This window comes from uncultured Faecalicoccus sp., assembly GCF_944327125.1.
In the GTDB taxonomy this organism is placed as follows: Bacteria; Bacillota_I; Bacilli_A; order Erysipelotrichales; family Erysipelotrichaceae; genus Faecalicoccus.
Map to the genome: position 1 here is coordinate 26470 of NZ_CALVGO010000008.1, position 13924 is coordinate 40393.

The following is a 13924-nucleotide window of genomic DNA, read 5'->3' on the forward strand; positions in this document are numbered from 1 at the left end:
TTTTTTACCGCCTCAATTATAAAATATACTCTTTGAAAAGTAAATATCAAAAGCCCTATTGAAGAGATTCCAAAGCCATCATCTTCTCCTCCCATTCCTGGGTATAATGCGCGATCTCATTGTGCTTTTCATCGATCATCTGATCGAGCTCTTCCATCTTTTGATAATCCTGATAATACTCTGGTTCATAACGCAGTTCCCGCAAAGATTCCAGGTCTTCCTGTGCCTGTTCTAAAAGCTGCTCCAGCCGGTCGACCCGGTTTTTCAAAGCTTTCCGGTCTTTAAAGCTCTGGACATTATCGTTCGATGTTCTTTGGATCTCCACTTCTTCCACCAGGGAGTTGGAAGCTTTCTTTTCGATATACTCATCATATGTACAGTCGTACACCTTACATTTTTCATCCATTTCCAGAACACGGCTGGCCATTTTTGACAGAAACATACGGTCATGCGATACAAACAAAATCGTTCCGTCGTAGTGTTCCAGCGCTTTTTCAAGGGCCTCCTTGGTCGGAATATCCAGGTGATTGGTCGGTTCATCCAGTAAAAGAAGATTATCTTCCATCAACATCAGTTCGGCCAGGGAAAGGCGAACCTTTTCACCGCCGGAAAGCGAATTGACCTCTTTAAAGACCTCATCCTGTGTAAACAAAAAGCCGGCCAGCGTATTACGGATCTGCGTCTGATTCAAATCCGGCGATACATCCCATAAAGTATCGATCACCGTTTTTTCCGATTTACGATGGGCACTGTCCTGATCAAAATAACCAATGTCGATCTGGTAGCCAAAATGATACTCTCCGGAAAGAGCCGGGACTTTATGCATCAGTGTCTTGATCAATGTACTTTTCCCAATGCCGTTAGGTCCTATGATTGCCATGCGGTCTCCTTTTCGCAAAGTAAAAGACACTGTGCTTAAAGGCTGATCATAGCCAAGAACAAGATCTTTGACTTCCAATACGTCCTTTCCCCCTTTTCGGGCACACTGAAAAGAGGCGTGCATCGTCGAAGTATCTGCCTTTAAGTCTTCGATACGATCCATACGTTCCAGATATTTGATCTTACTCTGGGCAAAAGCCGCCTTGTTTTTCTTATACCGAAATTTTTCAATAAGTTCTTCCAGGCGATGAATGTGCGCCTGCTGACGAAGATAAGCTTCATGATTCTTTTTCAGAAACTCTTCCTTCGCCTTGACATAATGTGAATAATTGCCCACATATCTTGTGGTCACGCCATATTCGATCTCAACGATCTCATCCACCACATGATCCAGGAAAGTACGGTCATGACTGACCAGGATCACTGCGCTAGGATAATGCCGAACATAGTTTTCCAGCCATTCAATGCTTTCGACATCCAAATGGTTGGTCGGTTCATCCAACAACAATACATCGGGCTTTGACAACAGCAGTTTGACCAATGCGATTCGTGTTCTTTGCCCGGAGGAAAACTGGGAAAGTTCTTTATACAGATCTTCTTCCCCAAATCCAAAATGAAAAAAGACATTTTTCAGTTCCACTTCATACTGATACCCGTTCAAAGCTTCAAACCGGGCCTGTAAAGAAGCATATTTTTCCAGCTGTTTTTCACTTGGATCTCTCTCTAAGATCAAAGCCTGTTCCTGAAGTTGTTTTTCCAATGATCGAACATTGGAAAACGCTTCCGATAGTTCCTGATACACCGTATGTTCGATATCCGAAAACGTGATCTGGGCCAGGTATCCGATCTTGACCCCATTGGATACGACCCGGGAGCCTTTGTCCGGTTTTTCCTTATCACATATAATTTTTAGTAATGTCGTCTTTCCACAGCCGTTTTTCCCGACCAGGGCAACCTTTTCTTTGTCCTTGATGGTCAAGGAAGCTTTCTTTAAGACATCTTGTGCTCCATAACTTTTTGATATATTACTGACTTGCAGTTTCACTGTTCTCACCCTGTACTCCATAATAAGAACAAATGGCTTCGGCGATCTGCTTGGCCATTTCTTCCTTATGTTCCTGATAATAATTTACACTTTCTTCTTTGGTTGCGTTTGCCAGCATGAAAAGAACACTTTCCATACCATAACTCTCCCCAAATGAACGATTGGCTTTGGACCGTTCCAGCGTACCGGTAAAGGTCAGTTTGCCTCCGGTTTCTCTTAACTGAGGATAAGCATCATACATGCGTTTTGAATCTTCGGGTTCAAGCCCGATATCATAACCGACGGAAGACGCCTGATAATCTCTGTGGCTGATTGAAGACAACTCCAATTCTTTTTGATCAAAGGCATAGGCCATTTCGTTGGCCAAAAAGCCGCTTGCATAACGGGATGTCAAAAAATAAGGACGATAAAGATCTTCATCTTCATAAACTTCAAAACTTAAATACACCTTGGCTTGGGCCTCATAGCCTTTGCCCACTCTTGAAGAAGTGCCATAATAGCTGTCGCTGGTTTCTTTATCCCGCGTAAAAACGACACGAAGACCTTTGTCTTCCAATTCTTTTTTGACCAGCTGAGCAAATTCCCATGTCGTCTGGGGTTCATGGATCCAGTTGGTAACGATCCCCTCTTCATTGACCATGGTCTGTTCGTTATAAACATTTCCGCCTGGATCCAGTACAACATCCGCCACTTTGACCTGCGGAATGTTTTCCATTACTTCCAGAAAGGCATAATTTTTTTCATATGTGATCCCATAATCTTGCAGATAGTCTTTGTCCGCATGAAGAATCACATCTTTTACGTTTTTTTGACTCCGTATCGTACTCAAAGATTCTGAATCAAAGGCATCATCAAAATAGATCCGCTTTCGATCGTAGTTATCATACAGATAAAGTTCATATAAGCCTTCTTCCAAAGATCCCAGCTGGATGCCTGAATCAATGCTTTCTCCTAAAATATAACTGGTTTCTTCTTCCGTCTGGACATTACGCAAAACAACCATCTGCCCGACTAGAGCATCGGTTTCTTTTTTTCCGTAATCTTTACGGTATAAAGATAACGTCTGGCCATAGATCCCATAATCCTGGATCTGATAATCCTGTTTGAACCGGGTATCCACATGGTCTGTGATATCCTTTTTTTCCAAAGTGTCCATAACGCTCATCTGAAGATGATCGATTTCCGTGGTTCGATTCAAATACAGGAAGATACCCACCGAGGATATGGCAACGGCAATAACGAATAAAATAATAAAACGGGGATGTTTCCATCTTCTGGTCTTTTTTTTCATGGCTTTAGTATAGACCAAAAGAAAAGAGCGCGTCAACGCTCTAAAAAATCAGATTTCTTGGAGTTCTAGGATATGGCTGTACATCGCGGATGTTCTGGATACCGCTTAAATACATCAGCATTCTGTCAAATCCTAAACCAAATCCACTGTGTTTACAGCCTCCAAACCGGCGAAGATCAAGATACCACTGGAGTGGCTCCTGTGAAATGTTCAGCTCCTTGAGCTTGTCAACCAACACATCGTAGCGTTCTTCTCGCTGAGATCCGCCGACCAGTTCTCCAACATAAGGCACCAGCAAGTCGCAGGCGGCGACTGTCTTGTTGTCTTCATTGACACGCATATAGAAGGCTTTGATTTCCTTTGGATAATCGATCAGGAACACCGGACCTTTGACCACTTGTTCACAGATGTATCGTTCATGTTCACTTTGAAGATCCATTCCCCAGTAAATATCCTTGTTCTCAAAACGATCCTTCGCCTTTTCCAGGTGCTCAATGGCTTCTGTATACGTCATTCGTTTAAAATTGGAAGCCGCCACCGCTTTGATACGCTGAATACATTCTTTATCAATCACTCTTTCGAAGAATGCCATTTCTTCAGAAGCGTGTTCCAGACAATAATTGATACAGAACTTGATCATTTCTTCGATGCAGTCCATATTGTCCGAAAGATCGGCAAAGGCAAGTTCCGGCTCGATCATCCAGAACTCACTGGCATGACGTGTCGTATTGGAATTCTCCGCACGGAAAGTGGGTCCAAACGTATAAACATTTCGATACGTCAAGGCAAACGGTTCAACGTGCAGCTGGCCGGATACCGTTAACTGTGCATGCTTTCCAAAGAAATCCTCTTCGTATTTATCATCCTGACGTGTTGTTACGGTAAAGCATTCTCCAGCTCCTTCGGCATCGTTCCCAGTAATCACCGGCGTGTGCACATAGACAAAGCCTCGTTCCTGAAAGAACGTGTGAATGGCCATGGACAGCACACTGCGAAGACGGAATACCGCATAATAAGTATTGGCACGTGGACGAACATGCGGGATCTCACGCATATATTCAAAACTGTGACGTTTTTTCTGCAGCGGATAATCGTGCTCACTGGCTCCTAAGATCTGAACGTTCTGGGCCTGGATCTCAAACGGTTGTTTGGATCCTGGTGTACAGACACATTTTCCCGTCACTTCAATGGCAGAACCTAAAGTGATCTTACTGACTTCATCGTAGTTCGCTGTACTTTCCTGATAATAAACGACCTGAACATTCCCAAAGGTAGATCCATCGTTTAATTCAATGAATCCCAGGGCCTTTGAGTTACGATTGGTTCGAACCCATCCCTGCAGCGTAATGATTTGCTGATCCAACGATTGAAACTCTTCTTTTAGTTTTTTTACAAGCATATTTTCCTCCCATATAATAAAAAAAATCGTCCCCTGACAGGAACGATGTATAACCGCGGTACCATCCTTTTTCAATACTGCACTCTCGAGCTTAACGCACTCCTACGAGACTGTCTACTGATCTTTCTCCAGTCCGGCTCCCCAGTTGTTGGCTATAATAAGTTATCGGTTCTCTTTCACCAAACAAGAACTCTCTTTTGCGAATCACTTAAAAAGACTACTGTTTCTTTGCCTTTGAATCCATAGAATTTGTGATAAACACCAATTCTTGAATTGATGATACCACATCTACAACTTTTACGGCAACCCCTTTCGGGACAAGAAAATGTTCATGGGTAAAATCAACTAAACCTGTGATTCCACAAGCAACGAGTCGATCCACTGTTTCCTGAATATTGTTAGAAATAGTAAGAATCGCAATATGACAACCTTCCGGAATTTTTTCTTCCAGCATGGTCATCGGATAAATTTGAACCCCAAACTGTACACCAGCTTTGGATTCATCCATATCAAAAGCACAGGCAATTTCCCCTACGACATGGTCCCACTTATTATAGTTCATCAAGGCCCGTCCCAGGTTTCCGGCTCCAACCAGGATGATCTTTTCATCAAAATCAACCCCCAGCTGCGCATTGAAAATCTCAATCAAACGATCCACATCATAGCCGTAACCTTGTTTGCCCAGATTTCCCAAAAAAGAGAAATCTCTTCGAATCGTGGTCGATTCAATATCGACAAACGAAGACAATTCTTTCGACATGATGCGCTGAACACCGTTCTTCTTTAGGCGTCGTAACGCTTTCAAATACAATGGATATCTTTGTAAAGTAGCCTTGGGCACTTTTTTTACTGTCATGATATCAGCTCCCAAACTCATTGTATCACTTTGTGAAGTTCTTAACAAATTATTTTAATAAGATTTCTTTGACTTTCTTTTCATCGCCGACTGATCCAGTTTCACACAAAGTTCATCCAGTTTTGGATACAGTTTTACGATCTGTTTCTCCATCAGCCGCTCGATCCCTACTTTTTTTCCAAGACCCCAAAGAACCGCATATATCAACATCGTAAAGATCCAACAGGCAAAGAAAGGAACATCTAAGACCAGGACCCCAAATACAAGGATCCCGATTGCCACCAGTAAAATGATCAAAAGATAGACACGAAGATACTCTTCCTGCACTTTTTGATAATAATCTTTATGCTGTTCCACAAATACCAAAGCATCGTTCAGCGGATCTTTGGTAAACTCCAGCCGCCCGAATTGATTCTGGAATCGTTTTTCATTTTTATATTTGAGGATCTGCTGCATGCGTAAAATACAGAAGTACATTCCTTCGTGATTTTCAAACCGCTGGTATTTCTTATAATACAATTCCAGTGTTTTCAAATAGTCATTGTCCGTGAGTTTGGCGCCAATCATCGTTTCGATCAAAGCGTCCAGTCTTTCGGTCAAAACGTCGGAAAAAATCAGGACATTATCTTTTGAACGACGTTCCAGACCCTTTAGCGCTCCTAGAAAACGATCAGCCATTGTTCTTCAGATATTCCTTTAAAGCTGACGCGATCTGATCCGGGCATGACGTCTCTTTAAATCCGCAGGTTACCCCTTCCAGTCGCTGGATCACATCGGATACAGGTTGTCCTTTTAAAAGACGTCCGATTCCCTTTAGATTTCCATTACATCCTCCGATTGCCTCAAAGGATTGGACGATTCCCTCTTCGATTTCAAAGTGAAACTCACGTGAACATACGCCGTGAGGCTGATAAATAAATGTCATACTGTTCTTCCTTTCCATCGTTGTATCAACAGCTGTGTCAAAAGCCCGATCAGCAGACCGCTGACAATCGACAGCGCCAAAAGTATCGGCAAAAACAGCTGCATAAAGTATTGTTGATAGATCCATGTCACCATCAAGACCTGGCCGACGCTATGGAACGCTGCCCCAAGAATGCTGATACCAAAGATTGAAAACCATCGCGTCCGGATCCCGATGGACATCATAAGCATGGAACACAGAGAACCGCTGAGCGAAAGCCAGAAGGCCACCGAAAATAAAGTCCCCTGTAACAGGCTGGCCAGAAACACCCGCGTCAAGTTCACGGTCCACATGGAACCAACACCATATCGTTTCCAGGCAAACAATCCAACTATGTTCGCAAATCCCAGCTTAAATCCCGGAAGGATCCAGGATGTCGGCAAGAAACTCTCAACGATCTGTAAAACGATGCCGCAGGCCACCAGAAAGGCCATCTCGATCATTTTGGATGTTTTCATTGTATCACCGTATCCTCTTGCGTGTCACCTTCGATTTGAACAACGGTCTCATTGGGCAGACAGACGATAGGTGTATTCGGGCTGGAGACAAAGCCCTGCCGGGAACACAGATGGTGCGGACTGTTTTCCTGCGTGACCCGAATCTTATGATCTTGCACTTCAATGACCACCGCGCCGTTGGTTCCTTCCACCTCATAGGTATCATCCCGGCCAAGATCGATGCTCAACACTTTTTCATTCTTCACATAAACACTGGCCACATCGGCTTCCGGGGCATTTTTTAAAAGCGGAAAAATCAGAAACAGCGAAAGAGCCATAAGAAACAAGATCAATATCTTATCCGCTTTCTTCAACGTCATACGATCACCGTCACATGAATCGTTCGCTGAGCGGCGTTCCCAAAGCGATCCGAGATACGGAGCGTTACATCCTGTATCCCTAACTTCGAATTGTCAAAATCGGAAGTGATCGCAAAAGAGACACCGCTTAGATCGCTGGCTTCAATATATTTTGACCAGTCGATGGATTCATTTTGTTTTACCGTGACATTCGATTCATAGGATTCGATCGTAGGCGCCTGCGTATCTTTGATCGATATCGCAAAATCGATGTTTGATTTTCCAGTGTCTATTTCAAAGTCATATTGTCCCACCACCAGATAGTCCAAATTTTTTGAGATAAACCGATTTTCCTTTTTTATAACTCCCGACGTTTTGGCTTCCACGTTCCAGTCATCTGTCGGATATTGATCGGGGTTTTTAATATACAAAGCTGCATTGGCATAGACATCCTGCCCCAGTTCTACGGTAAAAGTCTGGCGTTCCAACTGAGGTCCGGAACATCCGCTCATCAAAAGCAGACACAAAAGCATTGGGATCCATTTACGCATTTTCTTCCTCCAAAAACGGTTTGGCGAGTTCCTTGATCTTGCTTAACCGATGTTTCATTCCCGACTTGGAAATGATTTCCCCATATTCCAAATAACAATGTTCACAGAGTTCGTTCATACTGGCATCCGGAAACTTTTTTCGAACCTCCATCACGTGGCGAATCTTGGGAGAAATCTGTAGTTTTTTTTCATTTTCTTCCAATATTTCAATAAAGCGCAGCTGTTCATGGCCCGCCTTGAGCGCCTTCATTTCATTGGCCAGTTCACAATTATCCAGACGCTTCAAATTGTTATAGAAATCACGCTGGATCCGGGAATCCTCAAAATCAAAAAGCGCCTGCGATGCATTGCACAGCTTAAGAAAATCGGCAATCTTATCTCCGGCCTTCAAATATACGACATAGGCATTCTTTCGCTGAATGACTTTTGCGGGCAGATAAAACCGCTGCATCATCTTTTGAATGCTTTGGGCCATTTCCGGTTCATGGGTGCTGATCTCACAATGATAATTCGTCGTTTTGGGATCGTTGATGCTTCCTCCTGCCAGAAAACACCCCTGCAGATAACTGCGGGCATTTTTTTCAGAGCGCGTATATTTGGCCGGCGGGCCAAAATGCAGGCCGCTGTCAGTCAGGATCATCAGATCTTCAAGGATAAACGAAGCTTTTTCATAGATCTGCAGCCGGTATACATTATTCTTTTTCAACTGCATCTTTTTTAAGACCGAAAGTCGTGGATCCACTTGATATAGCTGCTTCATCAACTGAAAAACGTGTTTGGCAATGGTTGCGTTTTCCACTTGAAAGGAAAGATACATCCCCTGCCAGTTCATATGCAAGGAGGCTCGCATCTGCAACAAGGCACAAAGCTGCGCCTTGGCACTGTAATCATCCAAAGCATCATCACAGATCTGTTTTTTGACTTCACTTGTAAATGACATGCCGCGCCTCCTTCAATGTCTGATATTATATCATGACTGCTTCAAAAATCTTAGAGTGTATTCAATATTTCTTCAACCGCATCTTTTACCGCATCTCCATTATGACGAATTCGGCCTTTTTCATCAAAATAGATCATATTTCTTTCCCAAATCTGATAATCGTGCTCCTTTTCCTGCACTTTGGTCGGGAACGAATTCATCTTGGCATAGTTGTCCAGGATCGATTGAGGAATATAGCTCTGATCGACGATCACCAGATCGACCGGATGAGAAAAAGAATGTTTTTCCAGGGCCCGAATATGATCTTCCATACTGTATCCATCGGTTTCCCCGGGCTGTGACATCGCATTGCAGAAATAGATATGCGGACATGTTGTATGCTTTATCGCCCTGGAGATTTCTTCAATGATCAAATTGGGCAGGATCGAAGTATATAGCGACCCGATCCCATAAATCAGAAGATCGGCATTTTCGATGGCCTGAATCGCCGGCAGATACGGTGTAACCTCTTTTTGATAGAAAACATGATCGATACTGTTTGAAAGAGTCGGAATGTTTTTTTCTCCCCGCACCAGCGTTCCATCTTTCATCATGGCATAAAGCGTCACAATGTCCAAGGTACTTGGCAAGATCGTTCCATTGACATTCAAGACCTTACTGATTGCCTGTATGGCGCCAATAAAAGATCCTGTGATATTCATCAAAGCCAGGAAAATGAGGTTTCCCAGATTGTGGCCGCCAATATCTTTTTTTCCTTCAAAACGATAATTCATCAGATCGCTGAAAAGATGATCCTCATCGTCTTGAGCCATGGCACACAGCACGTGGCGAATATCTCCAACCGCCGGTACATTATATATGTCGCGGATACGTCCTGTACTTCCGCCATCGTCGGCCACGGTCACAATTGCGGTAATATTGGCATCTGAAATCTTTTTCATCCCCATGAGCATGCTGGACAAACCCGTCCCGCCGCCAATCACAACGATATTTTTCATACTTCATCCACCCCAATATCTCTATGCGATTTAAAACAGTGATACTGTTTCTTGTATGTATCATAAGCCCAGTTGCAGATCGATACCGACCGGTGCTGACCGCCGGTGCATCCGATGGCAACGATCATATGGTTCTTGTTCTGGGCATCGTAATTTAAAAAGACAAAATCCAAGTAACTTTTTAATCGCGCGATAAAATCCTGAGTTTCTTTTTTGTCCATCACATAGGAATAAACCTCTTCCTGATTCCCGGTTTTATCCCTTAGATCCGGTTCATAAAAAGGATTGGGCAAAAAGCGTACATCAATGACCATGTCGGCATCCATAGGAACCCCATGTTTGAAGCCAAAAGACTGAAAAGTGATCGTAAACTGACTTTCTTCCTGTGTTTTGAAACGATGACGGATTCTGGAAGCCAGGGCAGAAGGCGTCAGTTTGGTCGTATCGATATGGATCATATCCGGTGCGCCTTCCTGGAGCTGATTAAACAGATCCCGTTCCATCTCAATGGCTTCTTCCAAGGTCGTAGCTTTCTGACTCGTGATCATAGGATGATGCCGGCGTGTAAAGCGATAACGTAAAAGAAGTGCATCATCATTGCAATCTAAAAACACGATAGAAATCGGTACCGCCATATTTTTAAAATAAGTGACAAAGTTTAAATAATCTAAAGCACTGACCGATAAAGCAACGTACTGATAGTTTGTTTCTTTTTCCAGCAGTTTTTCTAATTCAGGCAATAACTCTTTTGGGAAATTGTCGATACAGTAATATCCCATATCTTCAAGGGCATTCATGGCACTGGATTTTCCAGCCCCAGACATCCCGGTCACAAGTACAATCTTTTGATTCATAAAGATCCCCCCTTTTGTATATTGTATCATAAATTGATTGCCCTCTATTTTCCATTCCCTTAAAATATAAACATGAAACCAATTATTTTTCTCGATATTGACGGGGTCATAAACCCTCATCGCCCGATACATACGGCACCTGTTGATTACGAACTCAATAAAAAGCTGGCTAATCAAAAAAACGATCCCGGTTTTTTAAAATTAAATATCTATTTTACCAATCAAATCTATTACGGTTTTGACAAAACGGCCTGTATTCTGATTAAGAAACTGATTGAAGAGTTCGATGCGAAGATCGTATTGACCAGCTCATGGCGTCTTCTCTATTCCAAAAAGGATCTATACTATCTCTTTAAGATCCTCCATATGGAAAGTGCTTTTATGGATATTACAGAAGATATCATCCCCCGCTACAAAGCCATTGAAGACTATATTCAAAAACATAAGGTCACAGATTATATCGTAATCGACGATGCCGATCTTGGTCAGCATTTCGGATTCCATCAAATAAAAACCGTCAATTCCTTTACCCTCGAGGATTTCATCCGAGCTCAAAATCTTTTGAAGCTCCAAAAAGAAAAAACAGCCGAATCTTGATTTTTGGGTAAAAGTGGGGATTTAAAGTCAGTTTTGAGCTAAAATTGACTTTTTTTTGTATACTATGGTATGGTTTCATTGATGAAAAAGAAAAAAATGAAAACAATTCGCCCTATTCAAAAGGGAGTCTTCCTGGCAGGCGGTGTATTGGGCTTAACCATTCTGGCAGCCGGCGGATATTTTATCTACGATTCTATTCATCCGCAAAAATACATTTATACCCAGGAAAATACCTTATCTGTCAGCATTCCGTATATCGTTGATGGAGAAGCGGCCGAAAAACAAATGGAGATTCCCCGCGGCACCCGAATCCGTTTGGAAGACCAGGGAACCCAGGAGTCCACTTTCGTATACGAAGGCATGGAAATCACTTTGGAAAACCGATACCTCAAGGATTCTTTGGCCGACTGTCTGGACATTGAAGCCATCTATCCCCGGCGCCTTCTCAATCTAAGAGATTCCAAAGGCGGCGCTTTAACCGATACCGTAGTCAAAAAAGGAGAAAAGCTGAAAGTCACTCGAATCGATGAAGAGGATCTTGATTCCAAAACTGGCGAAATCAACTGGTATCAGGTAGAAAAAGGAAACAAAAAATACTGGATCAGCGGATACTACATTGAGACCACGAAAAAACTGGCCACGAAAAACTGGAATGACGACATCACTTATTCTACATACTGGGATGAATATTTTGGAGAAGGTTACTCGGAAGATGCCTACATTGACCAGGTAGATTATAAACCGACAGTGACCCAAAATTACAAGGACAATCCAATATTAGAAAATTGCAACGCCGTTCATGTTTCGTTAGAAAACCTGGTCAAGTACAAAGACTATTTCTTAAGCCTTTCTAAAGAAACCGACATCAATGCCCTGGTTGTTGAATTGAAGGGAGACATCGGCTATCTATGGTATGAAAGCGAAGTGGTCGAGAATTATCTTGACGATCCTTCCCAAGCGTTTGTGAACTCGGTCGCGAGCGTAGACGAGCTTGAAGACTTGATCAAAGAGTTCCAGGATGCCGGATACTATATGATAGGACGTATCGTTACGTTCAAGGATCAGCTCTTTGCCCTACAGAACCCGGAAGAATCGATTACTGATAAAGAAGACAATCTGATCATGCATAACGATGAATACTGGCCCAGCCCGTATTCCCGCAAAGCCTGGATGTACAATGTCGATGTTGCCAAAGAGATTGCCGCTTTAGGCATCAATGAAATTCAGTTTGACTATGTGCGTTTCCCAGATGGACTCAGCTCCAAAATGGATTCCATCGATTTAAAAAACACTTACGATGAAAGCAAGGCTTCCGCTCTTCAAGGTTTCCTGCAATACGCGAAAGAAGAACTGGATCCCTATAAGGTCTATGTCGCAGCCGATGTATTTGCCTGGCCTATGGTCGCAGAAGACGATCAGGATATCGGACAGTTTTTCTTAGCCATGGCAAGCACGGTGGATATCATTTCACCAATGCCTTACTCAGATCATTTTTCCAACGGGGCCATGGGAATCGATAATCCTTCCAGCGAACCAGGGAAAGTAATCGAAGAATACAGTAAGCTGGCTTACAAGGAACTGCAAAGTCTAAAAGAACCGCCAATTTATCGTTCCTGGATCCAGGGATACGGAAATTTGAGCCCCGAAGAAATCAAAGAACAAATCAAAGGACTCAATGAATCTGGTTTTGAAGGTTATATGGTTTGGTTTGGATTCGGTGTTCCGGATGATCTGGATCAGAACAAAGAAGGTTACATAGACAGCGCCATTCAATAGACTCATTACAAGGGTGTGCAACAAACCATGCACACCTTCTTTTTTTTGATCAATTTCATCCCTTTCCAATTTGAAACGGAGAAACTATTCTCTTCTCTTTTTATTTCCCCTTAAAACCATAGATCCAAAGAATTCTTTGAAATTTCTTATTCTTTAAAAAAGCGTGCAGCTTACGCTACACGCTTGAAATGGTTATGCCATTTTTTTCTTTAACACAGCCATTAAAAGAACTAAGATCAAGGAAATCGAAGCAAGGGCACTGAACAATCCAATATAGGTTTGCGTTGCCGTCTTTGTACCTTCTGATTTCTCATCTTCTTTTGGTTTATCTTCCTGCCCTGGATCCTTTTCCGGAGTGATTTCCTTTGTGTATGTATTGGTAATCACATATTCCTTGTTCAAGGCATCCTGAGACTTGTCATCAACCTTGCCGTTGTAATCAGCTACCGCAACTTCCTCAACCGTCCAGTTATTGATGAAGTCTAGATCGCTCCAAGTATATGTCCAGTTGTCTTCTTCAGCAATTGTCACAGTATCAAATACTTCACCATCTTTTAACAGATTGACTTCAATACTATCCGGACGAACCGATTCATTATCCTTCTCCCATTTTTTATCAACGGTTACGTTTACACCATCCCTAGGAAGAACCGGAGTCTGAACCTGGTTAACCTGCGTTGAACCTGTTGTCATCGTCGCATATCCTTCATTGGTATCAAATTGTCCAATCGGATACGTTCCATTCTGATTCGGAATCAGATTCAGCTGGTATTGTAAGTTTACCAGTTTAAACGGTTGGTTACTGATGGTCCAGGTAATGACCTGATTTCCTTCGCCATTGGTACCTACTGTATATGTTGTTCCTTCCGATGCGGTGATGGAAGCTTCATCCAGAACAAATCCAGGATCGATCACATCGGTGATCGTATAGGAAGTATAAGCATAATCAATGGCATCGTTAACGGCCGTAGAGAATCC

General features: G+C 42.7%; 15 protein-coding genes. 2 read left to right on the forward strand and 13 right to left on the reverse strand.

Annotation, left to right across the window (positions count from 1 at the left end):
* Positions 1-55: 55 nt before the first annotated feature.
* The 12 genes from Q0K03_RS02105 to rapZ form a co-directional block, all read right to left on the reverse strand.
* Positions 56-1924 carry an ABC-F family ATP-binding cassette domain-containing protein gene (locus Q0K03_RS02105; protein ID WP_297237246.1) on the reverse strand — a complete coding sequence of 623 codons (1869 nt, stop codon included), beginning with the start codon at positions 1922-1924 and terminating at the stop codon, positions 56-58.
* Positions 1905-3215 carry an N-acetylmuramoyl-L-alanine amidase gene (locus Q0K03_RS02110; protein ID WP_297237221.1) on the reverse strand — a complete coding sequence of 437 codons (1311 nt, stop codon included), beginning with the start codon at positions 3213-3215 and terminating at the stop codon, positions 1905-1907. Before Q0K03_RS02110 ends, Q0K03_RS02105 begins: the two co-directional genes overlap by 20 nt.
* 40 nt (positions 3216-3255) lie before the next feature.
* Entirely contained in the window at positions 3256-4614 is a 1359-nt protein-coding gene (asnS, locus tag Q0K03_RS02115) for an asparagine--tRNA ligase (protein WP_297237223.1), read from the reverse strand.
* A gap of 217 nt (positions 4615-4831) precedes the next feature.
* Positions 4832-5470 (reverse strand): redox-sensing transcriptional repressor Rex, encoded by a 639-nt coding sequence (locus Q0K03_RS02120; RefSeq protein WP_297237224.1) that lies wholly within the window; start codon positions 5468-5470, stop codon positions 4832-4834.
* Between the two features lie 54 nt (positions 5471-5524).
* Positions 5525-6148, reverse strand: a complete 624-nt coding sequence (locus Q0K03_RS02125; RefSeq protein ID WP_297237226.1) for a hypothetical protein — start codon at positions 6146-6148, stop codon at positions 5525-5527.
* Positions 6141-6395 (reverse strand): TIGR03905 family TSCPD domain-containing protein, encoded by a 255-nt coding sequence (locus tag Q0K03_RS02130; RefSeq protein ID WP_297237228.1) that lies wholly within the window; start codon positions 6393-6395, stop codon positions 6141-6143. The genes Q0K03_RS02125 and Q0K03_RS02130 overlap by 8 nt, the downstream gene beginning before the upstream one ends.
* Positions 6392-6892, reverse strand: coding sequence for a Gx transporter family protein (locus Q0K03_RS02135; protein WP_297237230.1), 501 nt, complete (start codon positions 6890-6892; stop codon positions 6392-6394). The genes Q0K03_RS02130 and Q0K03_RS02135 overlap by 4 nt, the downstream gene beginning before the upstream one ends.
* Positions 6889-7251, reverse strand: a complete 363-nt coding sequence (locus tag Q0K03_RS02140; RefSeq protein ID WP_297237233.1) for a NusG domain II-containing protein — start codon at positions 7249-7251, stop codon at positions 6889-6891. The genes Q0K03_RS02135 and Q0K03_RS02140 overlap by 4 nt, the downstream gene beginning before the upstream one ends.
* The gene (locus tag Q0K03_RS02145) at positions 7248-7781 is read right to left on the reverse strand and encodes a hypothetical protein (protein ID WP_297237234.1); all 534 of its coding nucleotides are present in this window, start codon (positions 7779-7781) and stop codon (positions 7248-7250) included. The genes Q0K03_RS02140 and Q0K03_RS02145 overlap by 4 nt, the downstream gene beginning before the upstream one ends.
* Positions 7774-8721, reverse strand: a complete 948-nt coding sequence (whiA, locus tag Q0K03_RS02150) for a DNA-binding protein WhiA (protein ID WP_297237236.1) — start codon at positions 8719-8721, stop codon at positions 7774-7776. The genes Q0K03_RS02145 and whiA overlap by 8 nt, the downstream gene beginning before the upstream one ends.
* Before the next feature lie 50 nt (positions 8722-8771).
* Positions 8772-9719 carry a gluconeogenesis factor YvcK family protein gene (locus Q0K03_RS02155; RefSeq protein ID WP_297237238.1) on the reverse strand — a complete coding sequence of 316 codons (948 nt, stop codon included), beginning with the start codon at positions 9717-9719 and terminating at the stop codon, positions 8772-8774.
* Positions 9716-10573 (reverse strand): RNase adapter RapZ, encoded by an 858-nt coding sequence (gene rapZ, locus Q0K03_RS02160; RefSeq protein ID WP_297237239.1) that lies wholly within the window; start codon positions 10571-10573, stop codon positions 9716-9718. The genes Q0K03_RS02155 and rapZ overlap by 4 nt, the downstream gene beginning before the upstream one ends.
* A 72-nt stretch (positions 10574-10645) precedes the next feature.
* Here rapZ and Q0K03_RS02165 point away from each other — a divergent pair, with 72 nt between their 5' ends.
* Positions 10646-11170 carry an HAD domain-containing protein gene (locus tag Q0K03_RS02165; protein WP_297237241.1) on the forward strand — a complete coding sequence of 175 codons (525 nt, stop codon included), beginning with the start codon at positions 10646-10648 and terminating at the stop codon, positions 11168-11170.
* Positions 11171-11251: 81 nt separating this feature from the next.
* A complete protein-coding gene (locus tag Q0K03_RS02170) occupies positions 11252-12946 on the forward strand; it encodes a putative glycoside hydrolase (RefSeq protein ID WP_297237242.1) in 1695 nt (564 codons plus the stop codon).
* Between the two features lie 192 nt (positions 12947-13138).
* On the opposite strand, the gene Q0K03_RS02175 is transcribed toward Q0K03_RS02170, so the two are convergent.
* Positions 13139-13924, reverse strand: a 786-nt coding sequence (locus tag Q0K03_RS02175) for a Cna B-type domain-containing protein (protein ID WP_297237244.1), incomplete at its 5' end; no start/stop codon positions are given.

What these genes read in the sequence shown, in the direction of transcription:
- Q0K03_RS02110 (WP_297237221.1), bottom strand. Translation starts at nt 3,215, where the DNA reads ATGAAAAAAAAGACCAGAAGATGGAAACATCCCCGTTTTATTATTTTA.
- asnS (WP_297237223.1), bottom strand. Translation starts at nt 4,614, where the DNA reads ATGCTTGTAAAAAAACTAAAAGAAGAGTTTCAATCGTTGGATCAGCAA.
- Q0K03_RS02120 (WP_297237224.1), bottom strand. Translation starts at nt 5,470, where the DNA reads ATGACAGTAAAAAAAGTGCCCAAGGCTACTTTACAAAGATATCCATTG.
- Q0K03_RS02125 (WP_297237226.1), bottom strand. Translation starts at nt 6,148, where the DNA reads ATGGCTGATCGTTTTCTAGGAGCGCTAAAGGGTCTGGAACGTCGTTCA.
- Q0K03_RS02130 (WP_297237228.1), bottom strand. Translation starts at nt 6,395, where the DNA reads ATGACATTTATTTATCAGCCTCACGGCGTATGTTCACGTGAGTTTCAC.
- Q0K03_RS02135 (WP_297237230.1), bottom strand. Translation starts at nt 6,892, where the DNA reads ATGAAAACATCCAAAATGATCGAGATGGCCTTTCTGGTGGCCTGCGGC.
- Q0K03_RS02140 (WP_297237233.1), bottom strand. Translation starts at nt 7,251, where the DNA reads ATGACGTTGAAGAAAGCGGATAAGATATTGATCTTGTTTCTTATGGCT.
- Q0K03_RS02145 (WP_297237234.1), bottom strand. Translation starts at nt 7,781, where the DNA reads ATGCGTAAATGGATCCCAATGCTTTTGTGTCTGCTTTTGATGAGCGGA.
- whiA (WP_297237236.1), bottom strand. Translation starts at nt 8,721, where the DNA reads ATGTCATTTACAAGTGAAGTCAAAAAACAGATCTGTGATGATGCTTTG.
- Q0K03_RS02155 (WP_297237238.1), bottom strand. Translation starts at nt 9,719, where the DNA reads ATGAAAAATATCGTTGTGATTGGCGGCGGGACGGGTTTGTCCAGCATG.
- rapZ (WP_297237239.1), bottom strand. Translation starts at nt 10,573, where the DNA reads ATGAATCAAAAGATTGTACTTGTGACCGGGATGTCTGGGGCTGGAAAA.
- Q0K03_RS02165 (WP_297237241.1), top strand. Translation starts at nt 10,646, where the DNA reads ATGAAACCAATTATTTTTCTCGATATTGACGGGGTCATAAACCCTCAT.
- Q0K03_RS02170 (WP_297237242.1), top strand. Translation starts at nt 11,252, where the DNA reads ATGAAAAAGAAAAAAATGAAAACAATTCGCCCTATTCAAAAGGGAGTC.